Here is an 18820-nt window from a genome sequence, read left to right on the forward strand (position 1 = left end):
GCGCGGCCCCGGCCCGAACCGGCCGCGGTGTCACCCCCGCGGGGTGACTACTGCGGGGTGACGTAGGCCCCCGAGATGCCGCCGTCGACCAGGAAGGTGTTGGCGGTCATGAAGGAGGAGTCGTCGGAGGCCAGGAAGGCGACGGCGGCGGCGATCTCCTCGGGCTCGGCGAACCGGCCGAGCGGGATGTGGACCAGGCGGCGGGCGGCCCGCTCCGGGTCCTTGGCGAACAGCTCCTGGAGCAGCGGGGTGTTGACCGGCCCCGGGCAGAGCGCGTTGACCCGGATGCCCTCGCGGGCGAACTGCACGCCCAGCTCGCGGGACATCGCCAGCACGCCGCCCTTGGAGGCGCTGTACGAGATCTGCGAGGTGGCCGCGCCCATCACCGCCACGAAGGAGGCGGTGTTGATGATGGAGCCCTTGCCCTGGCGCTGCATGTGCGGGATGGCGTACTTGCAGCACAGGTAGACGGAGGTCAGGTTGACCTCCTGGACGCGCTTCCAGGCGTCCAGGCCGGTGACGAGGATGGAGTCGTCGTCCGGCGGGGAGATGCCCGCGTTGTTGAACGTGATGTCGAGCCGCCCGTACTCGTCGACGGCCCGCTGGAAGAGGTCCCGGACCGCCGCCTCGTCGGTGACGTCGACCTGGACGAAGAGGCCGCCGACCTCGTTGGCCGCCTTGGCCCCGGTCTCCGGGTCGAGGTCGGCGCAGACCACCTTGGCCCCCTCGGCGGCGAAGCGGCGGGCGGTGGCCAGGCCGATGCCGCTGCCCGCGCCGGTGATGACGGCCACCCGGCCGTCGAGTCGCTGCGTCATGCTGATCATTCCTCCGTGGCGATGAAGACGTTCTTGGTCTGGGTGAAGGCGTCGAGGGCGTCCGGGCCGAGCTCGCGGCCGAGACCGGACTGCTTGAAGCCGCCGAACGGCGTGCTGTAGCGGACCGAGGAGTGCGAGTTGACGGAGAGGTTGCCGGCCTCGACGCCGCGGGAGACCCGCAGCGCCCGGCCGACGTTCCTGGTCCAGATGGAGCCGGAGAGGCCGTACTCGGTGGCGTTGGCGATGCGCACGGCGTCCTCCTCGTCGCGGAACGGGACGACGGTGACCACCGGGCCGAAGATCTCCTCGGTGAAGGCCCGGTCGTCGGGCCGGACGGGCGCCAGCACCGTCGGCGGGTACCAGAAGCCGGGGCCCTCGGGGGCGCTGCCGCGGAAGGCGACGGGCGCGTCGGCGCCGACGTAGGAGGAGACCCGGGCGTGGTGCGCGGCCGAGATCAGCGGGCCCATCTCGGTCTTCTCGTCGGTGGGGTCGCCGACCCGCACGCCCCGGACGGCGGGCTCCAGCAGCGCCATGAACTCGTCGTGGACGGAGGCCTGCACCAGGATCCGGGAGCGGGCGCAGCAGTCCTGTCCGGCGTTGTCGAACACGGCGTAGGGGGCGGTGGCGGCGGCCTTGGCGAGGTCGGCGTCGGCGAACACGATGTTGGCGCTCTTGCCGCCGAGTTCGAGGGTGACCGGCTTCACCTGGGCGGCGCAGCCCGCCATGATCTCCTTGCCGACCCGGGTGGAGCCGGTGAAGACCACCTTCCGGACGTCGGGGTGGGTGACGAAGCGCTGTCCGACCACCGGGCCGCGGCCGGGCAGGATCTGCAGCACGTCCTCGGGGAGGCCGGCCTGCAGGGCGAGTTCGCCGAGGCGGATGGCGGTGAGCGGGGTGAGTTCGGCCGGTTTGACGATGACGGTGTTGCCTGCGGCGAGCGCCGGGGCCAGGGCCCAGGCGGCGATCGGCATCGGGAAGTTCCACGGCACGATGACGCCGACCACGCCGAGCGGTTCCTGGAAGGTGACGTCGAGGCCGCCGGCCACCGGGATCTGGCGGCCGAACAGCCGCTCGGGGGCGGCGGCGTAGTACTCGATGACGTCGCGCGCGTTCCCGGCCTCCCAGCGGGCGTTGCCGATGGTGTGGCCGGCGTTGGCGACCTCCAGGGCGGCGAGGTGCTCGCGGTCGGCGTCGACGGCCGCGGCGAAGGCGCGCAGCAGCCGGGCGCGGTCGGCGGGGGCGACGCGGCGCCAGGTGTCGAAGGCGGCCTTGGCGCGGGCGACGGCGGCGTCGGTCTCGGCGAGGCCGGCCAGTTCGACGGTGGCGATCACCTCCTCGGTGGCCGGGTTGACCACCTCGAAGAGGTCGGGTTCGGTCATCGGGCGGTCTCCCTGTGGCTCGCGGTGACGAGGGCGTGGAACAGTCGGGGGTCGTCGGGGTCGGTCTCGGGGTGCCACTGGACGGCCAACGCGAAGCGCCGGCCGGGCAGTTCGAGTGCCTCGACGGTGCCGTCGGAGCTGTGGGCGGTGGCGCGCAGCCCGTCGCCGAGCCGGTCGACGGCCTGGTGGTGGTAGCAGGAGACCTCGGCGGAGGTGCCGAGGACGTCGCCGGCCCGGCTGCCGTCGGCCACGTCGACGCGGTGGCGCACGAAGCCGGCGGGGACGATCTGGTGGCTGCGGTCGGGCAGGTGCTGGATGAGCGTGCCGCCGAGGGCGACGTTCAGCAGTTGCATGCCGCGGCAGACGCCGAGCAGCGGCAGGTCGCGGTCGAGGGCGCCGCGCAGCAGGGTGAGTTCCCAGTCGTCGCGGGCGGGGTGCGGCGGCCCGGTGCGCGGGTCGGCGGCGGCGCCGTAGCGGGCCGGGTCGACGTCGGGGCCGCCGGCCAGCACCAGCCCGTCCAGGACGTCGAGCAGGTGGCCGGCGCCGCCGGGCTGCGGCGGCAGCAGCACCGGGGTGCCGCCGGCCCGGGAGACCGCGTCGACGTAGGTCTGCGGGACGAGCGAGGCGCGTTGGCGCCAGACCGCCCAGGCGGCCTCGTCCTGGTAGCTGGTGATGCCGATCAGCGGCCTTCGGTGGTCCTCGTGGTGCACGGTCGGTGTCCTCGGTTCGCGGGCTGTCGGGGGGTCGCGGCCGGTCGCGGGGTCACAGCCGCTCGAAGCCGCGGCGGCGCTCCCAGTCGGTCACCGCCCGGTCGTAGGCGGCGAGTTCGACCTTGCCGGCGTGGGCGTAGTGGCGGACGACGTCCTTGCCGAAGGCGGCGCCCGCGACGGCGCTCTGTTCGAAGGCGGCGACCGCGTCGCGCAGGTTGGCCGGCACCCGGGGGGCGTCGGAGGCGTACGCGTTTCCGGTGAACTCCGGTTCCAGTTCCAGCTGTTGCTCGACGCCGTGCAGGCCGGCCGCGATCAGTGCGGCGACCGCGAGGTAGGGGTTGACGTCGCCGCCGGGGACGCGGTTCTCGAAGCGCAGCGAGGGGCCGTGGCCGACCACGCGCAGCGCGCAGGTGCGGTTGTCGCGCCCCCAGGCGATCGCGGTGGGTGCGAAGCTGCCGGGCACGTACCGCTTGTAGGAGTTGACGGTCGGGGCGAACAGCAGCGCGAAGTCGGCCAGGCAGGCGAGCTGTCCGGCGAGGAAGTGCTCCATGGTGCGGGAGAAGCCGTGGGGCCGGTCACCGGCGAAGACCGGCTCGCCCTGCTCGTCGCGCAGGCTGAGGTGGATGTGACAGGAGTTGCCCTCGCGCTCGTCGTACTTGGCCATGAAGGTGAGGCTGTAGCCCTCCTGGGCGGCGATCTCCTTGGCGCCGGTCTTGTAGACGGAGTGGTCGTCGCAGGTGGTGAGGGCGTCGGCGTACTTGAAGGCGATCTCGTGCTGGCCGAGGTTGCACTCGCCCTTGGCGGACTCGACGGTGAGGCCGGCGCCGGCCATGCCGTTGCGCAGCCGCCGCAGCAGGGGTTCGATCCGGCCGGTGCCGAGCACGGAGTAGTCGACGTTGTACTGGTTGGCGGGGGTGAGCCGGGTGTAGTCCTTCTCCCAGGCCTCCTCGTAGGTGTCCCGGAAGACGATGAACTCCAGCTCGGTGGCGGCGTGGGCCTGCCAGCCGTACCCGGCCAGCCGGTCCAGCTGGCGGCGCAGGACCTGGCGCGGGGAGACGGCGACGGGCGCGCCGTCGTGGTGGGTGACGTCGCACTGGACCATCACGGTGGCGGGGTGCCAGGGCACCGCCCGCAGGGTGGCGAGGTCGGGGCGGAGCGTGAGGTCGCCGTAGCCGCTCTCCCAGGAGGAGATCTCGTAGCCGTCCACGGTGTTCATGTCGACGTCGACGGCGAGCAGGTAGCCGCAGCCCTCGGCGGCGTTGGGCACCACGTCGGCGAGGAAGTACTCGGCGGCGACGCGCTTGCCCTGGAGGCGTCCCTGCATGTCGGTCATCGCGAGCACGACGGTGTCGACGGACCCGTCGGCGACGCGGGCGCGCAGTTCGTCGAGCGTGAGCCGGGGGGTGGTCATCGGGTCTCCAGTTCGGCGTCCAGGGCGGCCGGGCCGGGCGGGATCTCGTGGATGCGCGGTCCGGTGAACCAGTGGCGGGCGGAGGCGAGCCACCAGAGGCCGGCGAAGCCGACCACGACGGCGACGGCCACCGGGGTGTAGTTGAAGGTCTCGGCGGTGATCGGGTTGACGGTGGGGAGCATGAACAGGACGGTGATCACGGCCGTCCAGCCGACGGCGACGGTGCCGATGATCCCGCTCCAGCGGCCCAGGTGCCAGGGGCCACGCGGGAAGGCGGCGCCCTGGCGCAGCCGCAGGTAGACCGGGATCACGTAGGAGATGTACAGGCCGATGACCGAGATGGAGGTGACGGCGGTGTACGCGGTGGAGTTCCAGAGCGCGGGCAGGCCGAGCAGCAGGGCGCCGCCGGTCGCCAGCCAGACCGCGTTGGTGGGGGTCTGGGTGCGCGGGTCGATGCGGTGCCAGAGCGAGGAGCCGGGCAGTGCGCCGTCCCGGGAGAAGGCGTAGATCATCCGGGAGTTGGCGGTGACGGAGGCCATGCCGCAGAAGAACTGGGCACCGATGACGATCAGCAGCAGCACTTCGGCGCCGCCGGTGCCGATCGCGTCGATGAAGATCTGGGCGGGGGCCACGCCGGTGTCGCTGTCGAGCGCGCCGTCGTAGTCGCGGATGGCGAAGGTGATGCCGAGCAGCAGGATCCAGCCGGCCAGCAGGGAGACGGTGATGGCGTTGACGATGCCGCGCGGGCCGGACCGGGCGGCGTCCTGGGTCTCCTCGGTCATGTGCGCGGAGGCGTCGTAGCCGGTGAGGGTGTACTGGGCGAGCAGCAGACCGAGCATCGCCACGTAGAACTGGTTGTGGAAACCGGTGTTGTTGACGAACTCGGTGAAGACGAAGGAGGCGGAGGCGTGCTGGTCGGGCAGCAGGACGAGTGCGCCGACGATCACGGCGACGCCCACCAGGTGCCACCAGACGGACAGGTTGTTCAGGAAGGCGACCAGGCGGACGCCGCGGGTGTTGAGCAGGCCGTGCACCAGCAGGATGACGGCGAAGATCTCCACGGTGTGGGCGGGGGTGGCCTCGAAGCCGAACTGCAGGGTGAGGAAGGCGTTGGTGAAGAAGGCGGCGCCGTAGTCGACGCCGGCGGTCACCGCGACCTGGCCGAGGAAGTTGAACCAGCCGGTGAACCAGCTCCAGGCCGCGCCGCGGCTGCGGGCCAGCTTGGCGGACCAGTAGTAGAGGCCGCCGGCGGTCGGGTAGCTGGAGCAGATCTCGGCCATCGCCAGGCCGACGCAGAGCGTCAGCAGGCCGACCACCGGCCAGCCCCAGATGATCATCGCGGGGCCGCCGGCGTTCATCCCCGTCGCGTAGAGGGTCAGACAGCCGGAGAGGATCGAGACGATGGAGAAGGAGACGGCGAAGTTGGAGAAGCCGGACATCGAACGGGCGAGCTCCTGCGTGTAGCCGAGCTCGCGGAGCCGTTGTTCGTCGTCCGAAACGGGCGGTGCGTCCGCCGGAAACACCGGCGGGGCAGGGTGGTCGGTTGAGCGTTCGTCAGTCATGGGCACCCCTGGGGGTTGAGGTGTGCGGGTTGGGGCGCGGCCACGGCGGTGTGGCTTCGCCCGTCCCGGAGGGTCGACGGTCCGACGGCTCTTCAATGGTCTGGAACCAGACCATTGCGGTGGTGAGCAGCATCGTTCACCCCCCGCCGGGGCCGCGTCAAGAGCGGTACGGGCCACGATTCCCGGGCCGTCCGTGGGTACGATTCCGGCGTGGACGTGGACGAGGCACGCGAACAGGCACGCGAACGGGCGCTCATGGACTGGCAGGCGGGGGCGATCTTCCGGCCCGTCCGGACCGGCAACGCCTTCGAGGAGACCGTCGAACGGCTACTCCAGGCGATCAAGCTCGGCGTCTTCGGCCACGGCGACCGGCTGCCCCCCGAACGCGAACTCGCCGGCCGGCTCGGGGTGAGCCGCGAGACCCTCCGCGAGGCGCTGCGCACCCTGCAGCAGGCCGACTGCGTCGAACCGCGCCGCGGCCGCTACGGCGGCACCTTCGTCACCTACCGGATGCCGCCGCCGGACGTCACCGAGCTGCGGCGGGCCGCCCGCGACCTCGGCGGCGAACTGGAGGACGCGCTGACCTACCGGCTGGTGCTGGAGACCGGCGCCGCCGAGGCCGCCGCCCGGCGCACCCTCTCCGCCGGGCAGCAGACCCACCTGGAGGACCGGCTCGCCGAGCTGGAGGGCGCGCCACCGGAGCAGTACCGCCAGCTGGACTCCCGCTTCCACCTCGCCGTCGGCGAGCTGGCCGGCTCCCCCACGCTGGCGGCCCGCATCGCCGAGGCCCGGATGCGGCTCAACGACCTGCTGAACGCCATCCCGATGCTGGAGCGCAACATCGAGCACGCCGCGGATCAGCACCGCGCGATCGTCCGGGCCATCCTCGACGGCGACGGCGAGGCCGCCCGCCGCGCCACCGAGGAGCACCTCGCCGCGACCGCCGCCCTGCTGCGCGGCTTCCTGACCTGAGGCGGGTCCGACGAGATCCGCCGGACGGCACCAGCCCCCTCACCCGCCGTTCCCGCGCAGACACCCAGCGCGACCCGTACGCGCGTGCGGATATCCTGGTGGAATGAGCGAGAACCTCCCCCCCTGTCCCCAGTGCTCCAGCGAGTACACCTATGAGATGAACGCGCTGATGGTCTGCCCCGAGTGCGGCCACGAGTGGGTACCCGCCGAGGGCGGGGCCGGCGACGCCGCGGCGGCCGGCGAGCGGGTGATCAAGGACGCGGTCGGCAACGTGCTGAGCGACGGCGACACCGTGACCGTGGTGAAGGCGCTCAAGGTCAAGGGCAGCCCCTCGGGCATCAAGGCGGGGACGAAGGTCCGCAACATCCGCCTCGTCGACGGCGTCGACGGCCACGACATCGACTGCAAGATCGACGGCTTCGGGCCGATGCAGCTCAAGTCGAGCGTGGTCAAGAAGGCCTGAACCGGGCCCGCGAACGCGTACGACGGAGGCCGCCGGGTGTGCACCCGGCGGCCTCCGTCCTGTTCGCGCTCCGGCGGGATCAGACCGTGGCGCCGCCGGGCTCGGCCACCTTCGCGGCGGTCTCCCCGTCCGCCGCGGACTCGGCGGTGACCTTCGTCCCGGGGTGGAACAGCGCGCACCCGAAGGCGACCGCGAGCGCCGCCGCCATGCCGTACAGCACCGGACCGTTGGCCTCGGCGAACGCGCGGCGGACGGCGTCGATCAGCTCGGCCGAGGCGTCGGAGGCGCCACCACCGCCGTGACCGCCCTCGCCGTGGCCGGTGATGCTCTTGGTGATCTCCACCGCGGTGCCGTGCGCGGCCTCGGCCGGCACGCCGTGCGTGCGCAGGGCGTCCTCGACGTTGCCGGTGGTGCTGTGCAGCAGGACGGTGCCCAGCACGGCCATGCCGAGGCTCGCCGAGTAGTTGCGCACGGTCTGGGTGATGCCGGTGACCTCACCGTAGGAGGCGCCGATCGCGCGGTTCACGGCGTCCGTCGAGGCGGGGGTCATCAGCAGGCCGATGCCGCCACCGGCCATCGCGATGTACGGCGCCTGGGCGCCGAGCGACAGGTCGGTGATCTTGCCGGCCCAGAGCGCGAAGCCCGCGGTGGCGAGCGCCGAGCCGATCAGCATCGGCGGCCGGGCGCCGATCCGGTCCAGCAGCCGGCCGCCGAGCTGGGTGCCCGGGGCGAAGCCGGCGAAGAACACCAGCAGGTACAGGCCCGCGTCGTTCGCCGACTGGCCGAGCGCCACCTGCGCGTAGACCGAGGCGAAGAAGAACACCGGCACGAAGGCGATCATCGCGAAGAACAGCACCGCGTTGTCGGCCGCGAAGGCCCGGTCGGCGAAGACCCGCAGCTTGATCAGCGGGTCCCGGGTGCGCAGCTCGAACAGGACGAACAGCACCAGCACGACGAGGCCGCCGGCTATGCAGAGCCAGGTGGCCGGGCTGTCCCAGCCCCAGGACGACGCCTGCTGCAGGCCGAGCACGCTCAGGCCCATGCCGACCGCGATCAGCGCGGCGCCCGCCCAGTCGATCGGCTCGCGGCGGGCGGTGTTGGGGATCCGGGCCATCAGGGTCAGCACGATCGCGACCAGCGCCATCGGCACGTTGACCCAGAAGATCCCGCGCCAGGTCCAGCTGGTCAGCCAGCCGCCGAGGATCGGGCCGACCGCGGTGAGGCCGCCGGCGATGCCGAAGAACACGGCCAGGGCGCGGCCGCGCTTGTGCACCGGGTAGACCTCCACGACCACGGCCAGCGCGGCCGGGAACATGAAGGCGGCGCCGACGCCCTGGAGCGCCCGGAAGGCGACCAGCCAGGTCTGCGCCAGGCTGCCGCTCGGCACCGCGCCGCACAGGGCCGAGGCGATGACGAAGGTCAGGATGCCGACCAGGGCCATCCGGCGGTGGCCGAGCACGTCGGCCAGCCGGCCGCCGAGGGCGAAGAACGCCGCCAGCGCCAGCAGGTAGGCGTTGACCACCCACTGCATGCCGGCCGAGGAGAGGCCCAGCTCGTGGATGATGTCGGGGGCCGCGATGGAGACGATGGTCTGGTCGATGAAGGTCATCGAGACCGCGAAGAGCATGCCTGCCAGCGTCAATGACTGACTGGCGGCCACAGGTGTCGAGATGGCCGAAGCGTTCTCGGACCGCACGGGTTCCCGTCCTTTACGTTCGTGGGGTGGGGGCGGCCGTGGCTGCGCCGCCGGTTCACCCCGTCCGGCCTTGCCCGTACCGCGAACTGACACGGCGTCCCGCCGGTCAGCGGATCACTATGTCACCCGGACGGCCGCCCCGCATACCCGCGGGGCGACACCTTCGACAGATCTGTAGTTTACGGCCCGTCAGACGGACCGGAGTACCGGGTTCCGGCCGCGGGGGCGAAGAACGCCGAGGTCGCGACGGTGCCGCCGGGCGCGCCGACGTGTTCCCGTCCCGCGCCCGGGCTCACCCGGCGGCCGCTCCGCCCCTCTGCCCGGCCGTCGCCGCGGCCGTCGCCGCGGCCGGCTGCCCGTCCGCCTGCCCGACCAGGCGGCGGCGCAGGCTGAGCGGGCGGATGTCCGGCCAGACCCGGTCGACGTGGGCGCCGCACTCCTCCTCGGTGCCGGTGAAGCCCTCGGCCCGCCAGCCGGCGGGCAGCGGGGCGCCGGCCGGCCAAAGGGCGTGCTGCTCCTCGTCGTTGACGACCACTTGGTACGTGGCTGCGGTGCTCACGGGGTGCTCCTCGGTGCTTGTCGCGGAAGGTGGGGGCCCGGCGGCTCCTGCGCCGCCGGGCCGGTGGTGCTGCGGGCGTACGGGCTTCGGGTCAGACGCCGGCCGGCTCGCGGGTCTCCGGTCCCCGGGTCTCCGGCCCTCCGGGATCCGGTCCTTCGGGATCCGGTCCTCCGGTCTCCGGCTCGCGGGCGCCGGGCCGGGCGGCCCGGCGGGCGGCCGCGAGGCGGGCGCGCTCGCGCAGACCGACCAGGTCGTCCGGCTCGGCGTCGGGCACGTCCCGGTCGAACCGGGCCAGGGCCGGCAGCCGCAGGCCGACCGCGACCAGGACCAGCATCGCCAGGCCGAACAGCAGGTACATCAGGCCGATGCCCCGCCCGGGCCCGGTACCGAGCAGCGGACCGAACACCCCGGCCAGCGCGCCGCCGTCGTCCATCAGCGGGCCGAACAGCGAGGCGCCGAGCGGGGCGATCACGCCGTGCCCGAGCGGCAGGGTGGACCACGCCACCAGGGTGTTGAGCGCGAACACCCGGCCGTGGAAGCGCTGCGGCACCTTGACCTGGACGATGGTCGAGTAGACGCCGTTGACCAGGGAGAGCGCGAAGGACATCCCGAACGCCCCGGCCGCGATCACCCAGAGGCCGGCGTGCAGGCCGGTGAACGCGCAGGCCGCCGAGAGCAGCGCGGCGAGCCCGAGCATGCCGCGCAGCCGGTGCCGGCGCGGCCCGCCCCAGAAGCCCATCGCGACGCCGCCGAGCAGCGCGCCCGCACCGCCCGCCACGGCCACCCGGGCGGCGCCGTTCAGGTCGGAGAAGGCCAGCACCATCGGGGTGACCAGCAGGAACAGCGGGGAGAGGAAGACGTTCAGGCCGGCGAACCAGAGCAGCATCGAGCGGAAGCCCCGGTTGCGCCAGGAGTACCCGAAGCCGTGCCTGATCTCCTCGACCAGCGACTCCCGCCTGGTCCACGGCAGGGTCTTCGGGAACCGCACCGCCAGCAGGATGCCGACGGCCACCGCGTAGCTCGCCACGTCGAGGATCAGGATGCCGCGCAGCCCGATTGCCGCCATCAGCGCCACCGCCGCCAGCGGCACGATGAACTGGGCGGCGCCGAAGGCCAGTTGGACGATGCCGTTGGCGTGTCCGAGGTACTGCTTGGGCACGATCTGGGGCACCGCGGAGGCGTAGGCGAGCCGTTGGAAGGTGAGCGCCACCGAGAGCACGCCGAGCAGGACGTAGATCTGCCAGGAGTGCAGCCGTCCGGCGAGCAGCAGGGCGAGCATCGCGGCCTGGGTGGCACCGGCGGCGACGTCGCCCGCCAGCATCACCTTCCGCCGGTCCAGCCGGTCGACCAGGGCGCCGGCCAGCGGGCCGATGAGGATTCCGGGCAGCATGGCGACGACCGCGTAGAGCGCGTACCGGGCCATCGAGCCGGTCTCCAGCAGGATCCAGACCGGCAGCGCGAACTCGGTCAGCGCCGAGCCGGTGATCGAGACCAGCTGGCCGGCCGCGACGGCCAGGAAGCGGCGCAGGCTGGGCTGCGGCCCGTCCTCGGCGGAGACGGCGGCGGAGGCGGCGGCGGTGGTGGCGGAGGAAGCGGCGGCGGAGGAACCGGCGGCGGAGGCGGCGGCCGGTGCCCCGGGGCGCTCCGGCTCGGTGGCCGGGGCGGGCGGACCGGTCTCGCCGTGGAACCACCAGGAAGAGTCCGGGCCGCGCGCGGGCAGCCGGTCGGTCTCGCCGGCCAGGACGGCCCGGTGCACGGTGGTGACGGCCTCGGCGACCTCGTCCGCGCGGTACTTGACGAAGAAGTGGCCGCCCTGGTCGAGCACCGCGACGGCGGAGCGCTCGGCGAGCAGCAGCCACTCGCGGTAGCGCTCCTGGTAGAAGTCGGCGGCCGGGTCGCGGTCGCCGACCAGCGAGATCATCGGCGCCCTGAGCCGGGGCGCGCCCGCGTCCACCTCGGCGATCGCCCGGGTGAAGTACTCCTCGGCCGCCTTGGAGTCGCGGCGCATGTTGCCGACGATGAACCGGACCTGCTCCGGGTCCAGGTCGGAGGTGTCCACGCCCATGCCGGTCAGCCAGTTGACGTAGACCCGGTCGCCGAGCAGCGGCTCCAGCGAGGCGAGCCCGCTGAGCGCGCTGAGCACCTTGCTGCGCGGCTTGGCGAAGGGGAACTGCGCGCCCGCGTAGACGGCCTCCAGCTCGCGGCCGGAGGCCTCCAGCAGCCGGGCGGTGGCGACCGCGAGCGCCGTCCCGACGCCGCAGTGGCCGTAGACCACCACCGGGCCCTCGACGCGCTCGCGGACCTCGGCGGCCAGTTGCTCCGCCAGTTCGTCGAAGGGCAGGTGCTGCTCGGTGACGCCGACGTCGTGGCCGGGGATGGCCACCGCCCACAGCTCGGTGTCGGCCGGCAGCAGGTCGGCGACGGGCTGATAGACCACCGCGCTGCCGCCGCCGTACGGGACGCAGACCAGGGTGAGCCGGCGGCGCTCGGCCGGGACCGGGCGGGTGAGGCGGTGCAGCAGCCGGCGCGGGCCGCGGTCCTGCTCGGAGAGGTCGGCGAGCGCGGCGAGCTCGCGCACGGTGCGGCAGGTGAAGAGGTCCATCACGCTGACCGGGCGGGCGCCGGCCTCGGTGAGCCGCTTGCGGGCCCTGGCGACGACCTGCGTGGCCAGCAGCGAGTGGCCGCCGAGGTCGAAGAAGTCCTCGTCGGTGCCGACCTCGGGCACGCCGAGCACCTCGGCCCAGATCTCGGCGAGCACCCGCTCGGCCTCGGTCTCCGGCCGCTGGACGCCGCCCCCGGCGCGGCGCGCCTTCGGGGCGGGCAGCGCCCGGCGGTCCAGCTTGCCGTTCGGGGTGAGCGGCAGCGCGTCCAGCACCGGGAAGGCGGTGGGGACCTGGTGATCGGGCAGGGAGAGCTTGAGCGCGGCGCGCAGCGCGGCCGGCTCGGGCTCCTCGGCGCCCGCCGCGAGGACGAGGTAGCCGACCAGGCGCTTGTCGCCGGGGTTGTCCTCGCGGACGATCACCGCCGCGTCGGCGATGCCCGGCTGGGCGCGGAGCAGGGCCTCGGTCTCGCCGGGTTCGATCCGCAGGCCGCGGATCTTCACCTGCTGGTCGATCCGGCCGAGGTGCTCCAGGGTGCCGTCGGCGCGGCGGCGGGCGAGGTCGCCGGTGCGGTAGAGCCGGGAGCCGGGCGGGCCGTAGGGGTCGGGGACGAAGCGGGCGGCGGTGAGGCCGGGTCGGCGGTGGTAGCCGAGGGCGACGGCGGTGCCGCCGATGTGGAGCTCGCCGGGGGCACCGGGCGGGACGGGCCGCAGGGCGGCGTCCAGGACGTAGAGCCGGGTGTTGTCGATCGGCAGGCCGATCGGGACGGTCTCCAGCGGGCCCTCGCACTCCCAGGCGGAGACGTCGACGGCGGCCTCCGTCGGGCCGTACAGGTTGGCGAGCGCGCAGCCGGGCAGCCGGCTGGTGAACTCCCGTGCGGTGTCCGCCGGGAGGGCCTCGCCGCTGCAGACCACCCGGCGCAGCGCGGTGCACTCCTCGATGCCGTCCTCGGCGAGGAAGACGGTGAGCATGGAGGGCACGAAGTGGGCGACGGTGACGCCGGCCCGGGCGATCAGGTCGCGCAGGTGGCCGGCGTCCTTCTGGCCGCCGGGCTTGGCCAGCACCAGCCGGGCGCCGGTGGCCAGCGGCCAGAAGAACTCCCACACCGAGACGTCGAAGCCGGCCGGGGTCTTCTGCAGGACGGCGTCGCCGGGGCCGATCCGGTAGGCGTCCTGCATCCAGCGCAGGCGGTTGGCGATGCCGCGGTGGGTGTTGGGCACGCCCTTGGGGCGCCCGGTGGAGCCGGAGGTGTAGATCAGGTAGGCGGTGTCGTCCGGGGCGGGGCCGGCCGGGCGGCTCCTCGCCCTCGGCCACTCGGCCGGGTCGTCGAGCAGCAGGACGCGGGCGGTGCAGCCCTTGGGGATCGGCAGCCCGCGCTGGGTGAGCAGGACGGGCGCGGCGCTGTCCTCCAGCAGGAAGGCGAGCCGCTCGGCCGGGTACTCGGGCTCCAGCGGGGTGTAGCCGGCACCGGTGCGCAGCACGCCGAGCAGGCCGGCGACCAGTTCGGGCGAGCGTTCCGCGCTGACGGCGACCAGGGTGCCGGGGCCGACGCCCTCGGCCGCCAGTCGGGCGGCGATCCGGTCGGCGGCGGCGTCGAGTTGACGGTAGGTCAGGACCGGCTCGCCCTCGAAGGCGACGGCGACGGCGTCGGGGGTGCGGGCGATCTGCTCGGCGATCATCGCGGTGAGCGTGGTGTCCGGGCGATCGACCCCGGTGCGGTTGAACTCGTCGAGCTCGAAGGCGCGTTCGCGGGCGTCCAGGCCGTCGAGGGCCGACAGCGGGGCGTCCGGCCGGGCGGCGACGGCGGCCAGCAGCCGGCCGAGGTGGGCGCCGAGCCGGGCGATGTCGTCCTCGGCGAAGAGGTCGGTGTTGTAGTTGAACGCGCCGGCCAGGCCGTCCGGCCACTCCTGGAGGAACAGCTCCAGGTCGAACCGAGTGCCGCTGGCCCGGACGCCGAACGGCTCGACTTCCAGCGGGAGTTCGCCGAGGGCGTCGCGGGTGGTGGCGTAGTTCTGGACGGCCAGGACGACCTGGAAGACCGGCGGGCGGGTGACGTCGCGGGGCACCTTCAGTTCGGTGACCAGCTGGGCGAAGGGCAGCTCCTGGTGGGCGTAGGCCTCCAGGCAGGTCTCCCGGGTGCGCCGGAGCAGTTCGGCGAACGAGGGGTCGCCGCCGAGCCGGGCGGGCAGTGCCAGCACATTGACGAACATGCCGACCAGCGGCTCGAGTTCCGGCTCGGGGCGGCCGGCGATGGGCGAGCCGACGGCGAACTCGGTCTGGCCGCTGTAGCGGGCCAGCAGGGCCTGGAAGGCGGCCAGCAGCACCATGTAGACGGTGGCGTCGTGCCGCTTGCCGAGGGCGGTCAGGTCGTCCAGCAGGGCGCGCTCGACCCGGAAGCCGCGGCCGGCGCCGGCGAAGGTCTGCCGGGGCGGGCGGGGGCGGGAGAAGGCGAGTTCGAGCGGCTCGACACCGGCCAGTTCGCGGGCCCAGTGGGCGACTTCGGCGGTCAGCCGGTCGCCGCTCAGCCGCTCGCGCTGCCAGATCGCGAAGTCGCCGTACTGGACAGCGAGTTCGGGCAGCGGGTCGGGCCGGCCGGCCGCGTACGCCGCGTAGCCGCGCAGGACCTCGCCGACCAGCACCTCGCTGGACCAGCCGTCGCCGACGCTGTGGTGGACGACCAGCAGCACAACGTGGTCGTCCTCGGCCAGCCGGACCAGCAGGGCGCGCAGCAGCGGCCCGCTCTCCAGGTCGAAGGGCACGGCGGCGGCGGCGTCGATCAGCCGCCCGGCCTCCTCCTCGTCCGCCGCCTCGGCGGTGGCCAGGTCGAACGGCGCGGGGTCGGCGATCTCCAGCACCGGGCGGCCGTCGTCGGTGGCCGGGTAGCGCGAGCGCAGCGTCTCGTGCCGGGCCACCGAGGCGTCCAGCGCCCGGCGCAGCGCGGCGGTGTCCAGCGGGCCGCGCAGCCGGCGGGTCAGCGGGATGTTGTAGGCGGCGGTGCCGGGCGCGAACTGCTCCATGAACCAGAGGCGTTCCTGGGCGAAGGAGAGCGGCACCGGGCTGCCCTCCGGCCGCCGCGCGATGGCCTGCTTCGGGGCGGTGCGGGCCTTGAGGCGGCGGCTGAGCAGCTCCCGCTTGGCCGCGGAGAGCTGCGCCGCGGGGGGCTGCGCCGCGGAGGGCCGCGCCGCGGAGGGCCGCACCGCCGGGTGCGCGTCCGCTCCGGCGACGGGGGTGGGCGTGTCGGTGCTCATGACGGCGTGTTGGTCCCTTCCGGGGAGTCCTGCGCGGCGAGCAGTTCCTCGGCGGCGTCCTCGGACAGCTCGGCGAGTTCGGCGACCAGGGCGGCTTCGACGGCGTCGGCGAAGGCGGTCACGGTCCGGTGGGTGAAGAGGGTGCGCAGCGGCACGGCCAGGTCGACGGCCGAGCGGATCCGGGCGACGACGCGGGTGGCCAGCAGGGAGTGACCGCCGAGGTCGAAGAAGTCGTCGAGGGCGCCGACCCGGTCCAGGCCGAGCACCTCCTGCCAGACCTCGGCGACCAGTTCCTCGGCCTCGGTGCGGGGGGCGACGTAAGCGGCGCGCAGGTCGGGCCGGATCTCGGGGGCGGGCAGCGCCCGGCGGTCGAGCTTGCCGTTCGGGGTGAGCGGCAGCGCTTCCAGGACGAGCAGGGCGTTCGGCACCAGGTGGGCGGGGAGGGTGGCGGCGAGGCCGGTGCGCAGCGCGTCCGGCTCGGGGGCCGGGCCGCCGGCGGCGGGCACGACGTAGCCGATCAGGGCGTCGCCGCGGACGGTCACCACGGCCTGGCCGACGCCGGGCAGGGCGAGCAGGGCGCTCTCCGTCTCGCCGGGCTCGATGCGGAAGCCACGGACCTTGACCTGGCTGTCGATCCGGCCGAGGAACTCGAGCGCGCCGTCGGCGCGGCGGCGGACGAGGTCGCCGGTGCGGTAGCGGCGGGCGCCGGGCGGGCCGTCCGGGTCGGGGACGAAGGCCCGGGCGGTGGCGCCGGGGCGGCCCAGGTAGCCGAGGGTGACGCCGTCGCCGCCGATCACCAGCTCGCCCGGGGTGCCGGGCGGCACCGGGTTGCCGTGCCGGTCGAGGACGGCCACGGTGGTGCCGCCGATCGGCCGCCCGATCGGCGGGCGGGCGGTGGCGTCGGCGGCGCCCAGCTCGGCGGTGGTGGCGATGATCGTGGTCTCGGTGGGCCCGTAGGAGTTGACCACCCGGACGGTGTCGCCGAAGCGCGCGCGCCAGGCGGCGACGGCCTCCGGCCGCACCTGGTCGGCGCCGAGGACGAGCAGCCGCAGCCCGGCCGGCCAGGGCGTGGCGTCCAGGTCGGCGACCAGCTGGTGCCAGTACGGGGTGGGCAGGTCGAGCACCGTCAGCCCGGCGGCGGAGGGCTCGGCGAGCTGTTCCGGCAGCGCGGCGCCCGGCTCGGCGACCACCAGGGTGGCTCCGGCGGCGAGCGCCGGGAACACCTCCTCGGCGCAGGTGTCGAAGGAGAGCGAGGCGAACTGCAGCACCCGGTCCGCGGCGGTGACGCCGTAGCCCTCGCGCATCCAGGCGACCCGGGCGGCGAGCGCCCGGTGCGGCACCAGGACGCCCTTGGGGGTGCCGGTGGAGCCGGAGGTGTAGACCAGGTAGGCGGGGTCGTCCGCGGTCGCGGCGGCGTCGGGCGGGATCACGGTCCCGGATGCGTCCGCCGCGTCCCCGGGGGCGTCCGCCGTGGTCGCGGCGGCGCCGGGCGGCATCACGGTCCCGGATGCGTCCGCCGTGTCCCCGGGGGCGTCCGCCGTGGTGGCGGGGACCACGGGGAGGTCGGACGGCAGGCCGTCGACCGGGCGGCCGTCGGCGGTGACCAGCACCTTGGCGCCGCTGTCCGCCAGCATGAAGGCGAGCCGGGCGGCCGGGTACTCCGGGTCCAGCGGCAGGTAGCCGGCGCCGGCCCGCCAGGCGGCCAGCATGGTGACCACCGCACGCGGGCCGCGCGGCAGGCAGAACGCCACCACGTCGCCGCGGCGGACCCCGTGCACGGCCAGCCGGGCCGCCAACCGGGCCGACTCCCCGGCCAGTTGGGCACGGGTCAGCCGTTCGTCCCGCCCCTCCAGCGCGGGGGCGCCGGGGGCCTCGGCGGCGGCCAGGTCGATCGCGGCGAGCACCGTCCCCGGGTGGGGCGCCGACGCGGGGCCGGCGGCGGCCGCGGCAACCCCGGCGCGTTCGGCCTCGTCCAGCAGCGCCAGCCCGTGCACGGGCGCGTCCGGGCGTGCCAGGCCGTCCCGCAGCAGGGTGTCGAACCAGCGGCCGAGCCGGGTGATCCAGGCCTCGTCGAGCAGCTCGGTCTGGTAGCCGAAGATCGCCAGCAGGTCGTCGCCGTCCCACCGGACGTCCAGGGTGAGTTCGAACTTGGCGGCCGTGTAGCCGCCGTCGAGTTCGGTGCAGCGCAGGTCGGCGAAGGCGTGCTCGTCCAGCGCGCCGCCGCTCTGGGTGTGGACGGTCAGCAGGGTCTGGAACACCGGGGTGCGGCCGGGGTCGCGCTCGATCCGCAGTTCCTCGGTGAGCTGCTCGAACGGCACCTGGCTGTGGCCGAGCGCGCCGAGCCAGCCGGAGCGGGTGCGGCGCAGCAGCTCCGCGAAGGTCGGTGCGCCGGCGAGGTCGGCGCGCAGGACCAGGGCGCTGGAGAAGTAGCCGACGGTCTGCTCGGCCTCGACGGTGGTGCGGGCGGCGACGGGCACGCCGACGCAGAAGTCGTCCTGGCCGGTGCAGCGGTGCAGCACGGCCTGGTAGGCGGCGGCGAGCACCATGAAGGGCGTCAGCCGGCGGGCCCGCGCGAAGGTGTCCAGTTCGGGGCCGAGGCCGCGCAGGATCCGGGTGTGGAAGGCGCCGGCGCTGCTCGGGTGGGCGGGCCGGGGCCGCTCCAGCGGCAGTTCCAGGGCGGGCGCGTCGGCCAGCCGGTCGACCCAGTAGGCCAGGCCGGCCCGGGCCTCCGGGCCGGCCAGCCACTCGCGTTCGGCGGCGGCGTGGGCCAGGTAGGAGGGCGGCACGGGCAGGTCTAGGGGCAGGGCGAGCGGCCCGCCGGCGCGGTGCGCGGCGTAGCGGGCGGCGAGTTCGGCGCGCAGCAGGCCGAGTGACCAGCCGTCGGCGGCGATGTGGTGCACGACCAGGCAGAGCACGTGCTCCCGCTCGCCGGTCCGGAACAGGGCGGTGCGCAGCAGCGGGCCGGCCGCGAGGTCGAAGCCGCGGTTGGTGCGCTCGGCGAGGGCGGCGGGCAGCCGCTCCGGCGCCGCGCCGCGCAGGTCGACCTCGTCCAGCGGGACGGGCGCCGGCCGGTCGACGACCACGGCGGGCCGCCCGTCCTCGTTCGGGAAGCGGCTGCGCAGCGCCTCGTGCCGGGCCACCACCCCGCCGAGGGCGGCGCGCAGGGCGACCGGGTCCAGTTCGCCGGTGAGCCGCAGCACGAGCGGGATGTTGTAGGACGGGTCCCCCGGTTCCAACTGGTCCAGGAACCAAAGGCGTTCCTGTCCGACGGTCAGGACGGCCGACGCCGGGGAGACCTGGTCGGACCGGTGGTGTGCCGCATGGACGGACGTGCTCATCGTGCTCCTCAGGACGCGCCGGCGGTCTACGGACGGCAGGGCTCGGACATGGCTCGGCCGCGTGCCC

11 protein-coding genes are annotated in these 18820 nt (G+C 74.4%); 2 read left to right on the plus strand and 9 right to left on the minus strand.

The genetic code is table 11. The annotated features are described in order from the left end of the window. Positions 1-47 precede the first annotated feature (47 nt). The 5 genes from ACFVHB_RS14125 to ACFVHB_RS14145 are packed head-to-tail and all read right to left on the minus strand — an operon-like array spanning position 48 to position 5877. Positions 48-815, minus strand: a complete 768-nt coding sequence (locus tag ACFVHB_RS14125) for a 3-oxoacyl-ACP reductase (RefSeq protein ID WP_360187350.1) — start codon at positions 813-815, stop codon at positions 48-50. A 5-nt stretch (positions 816-820) separates the two neighbouring features. Continuing rightward, the gene (locus ACFVHB_RS14130; RefSeq protein WP_380320258.1) at positions 821-2194 is read right to left on the minus strand and encodes an aldehyde dehydrogenase family protein; all 1374 of its coding nucleotides are present in this window, start codon (positions 2192-2194) and stop codon (positions 821-823) included. After that, positions 2191-2904, minus strand: a complete 714-nt coding sequence (locus ACFVHB_RS14135) for a gamma-glutamyl-gamma-aminobutyrate hydrolase family protein (RefSeq protein WP_380320261.1) — start codon at positions 2902-2904, stop codon at positions 2191-2193. The genes ACFVHB_RS14130 and ACFVHB_RS14135 overlap by 4 nt, the downstream gene beginning before the upstream one ends. 52 nt (positions 2905-2956) lie before the next feature. After that, complete coding sequence (locus ACFVHB_RS14140; RefSeq protein WP_380320264.1) at positions 2957-4315, minus strand: glutamine synthetase family protein; 1359 nt, start codon at positions 4313-4315, stop codon at positions 2957-2959. Next, positions 4312-5877 carry an amino acid permease gene (locus ACFVHB_RS14145; protein WP_380320267.1) on the minus strand — a complete coding sequence of 522 codons (1566 nt, stop codon included), beginning with the start codon at positions 5875-5877 and terminating at the stop codon, positions 4312-4314. The genes ACFVHB_RS14140 and ACFVHB_RS14145 overlap by 4 nt, the downstream gene beginning before the upstream one ends. Positions 5878-6087: 210 nt before the next feature. Here ACFVHB_RS14145 and ACFVHB_RS14150 point away from each other — a divergent pair, with 210 nt between their 5' ends. Together ACFVHB_RS14150 and ACFVHB_RS14155 are read left to right on the plus strand one after the other, a co-directional pair. Then, positions 6088-6849 carry a FadR/GntR family transcriptional regulator gene (locus ACFVHB_RS14150; RefSeq protein ID WP_380320270.1) on the plus strand — a complete coding sequence of 254 codons (762 nt, stop codon included), beginning with the start codon at positions 6088-6090 and terminating at the stop codon, positions 6847-6849. A 103-nt stretch (positions 6850-6952) separates the two neighbouring features. After that, on the plus strand, positions 6953-7312 hold the full coding sequence (locus ACFVHB_RS14155) for a zinc ribbon domain-containing protein YjdM (protein WP_380320273.1): 360 nt from the start codon (positions 6953-6955) through the stop codon (positions 7310-7312). A gap of 79 nt (positions 7313-7391) precedes the next feature. Here the strand turns inward: ACFVHB_RS14155 and ACFVHB_RS14160 are convergent, their stop codons facing one another. The 4 genes from ACFVHB_RS14160 to ACFVHB_RS14175 all read right to left on the minus strand — a co-directional run bounded on the left by ACFVHB_RS14160 (position 7392) and on the right by ACFVHB_RS14175 (position 18753). After that, positions 7392-9008 carry an MFS transporter gene (locus ACFVHB_RS14160; RefSeq protein ID WP_380320276.1) on the minus strand — a complete coding sequence of 539 codons (1617 nt, stop codon included), beginning with the start codon at positions 9006-9008 and terminating at the stop codon, positions 7392-7394. Between the two features lie 292 nt (positions 9009-9300). Then, a complete protein-coding gene (locus ACFVHB_RS14165) occupies positions 9301-9567 on the minus strand; it encodes an MbtH family protein (protein WP_380320279.1) in 267 nt (88 codons plus the stop codon). A 91-nt stretch (positions 9568-9658) separates the two neighbouring features. Further along, on the minus strand, positions 9659-15415 hold the full coding sequence (locus tag ACFVHB_RS14170) for an amino acid adenylation domain-containing protein (protein ID WP_380320282.1): 5757 nt from the start codon (positions 15413-15415) through the stop codon (positions 9659-9661). Then, entirely contained in the window at positions 15412-18753 is a 3342-nt protein-coding gene (locus ACFVHB_RS14175) for an amino acid adenylation domain-containing protein (protein WP_380320285.1), read from the minus strand. Before ACFVHB_RS14175 ends, ACFVHB_RS14170 begins: the two co-directional genes overlap by 4 nt. Positions 18754-18820: the final 67 nt, after the last annotated feature.

This window comes from Kitasatospora sp. NPDC127111 (assembly GCF_042677465.1).
Classification (GTDB): Bacteria; Actinomycetota; Actinomycetes; order Streptomycetales; family Streptomycetaceae; genus Kitasatospora.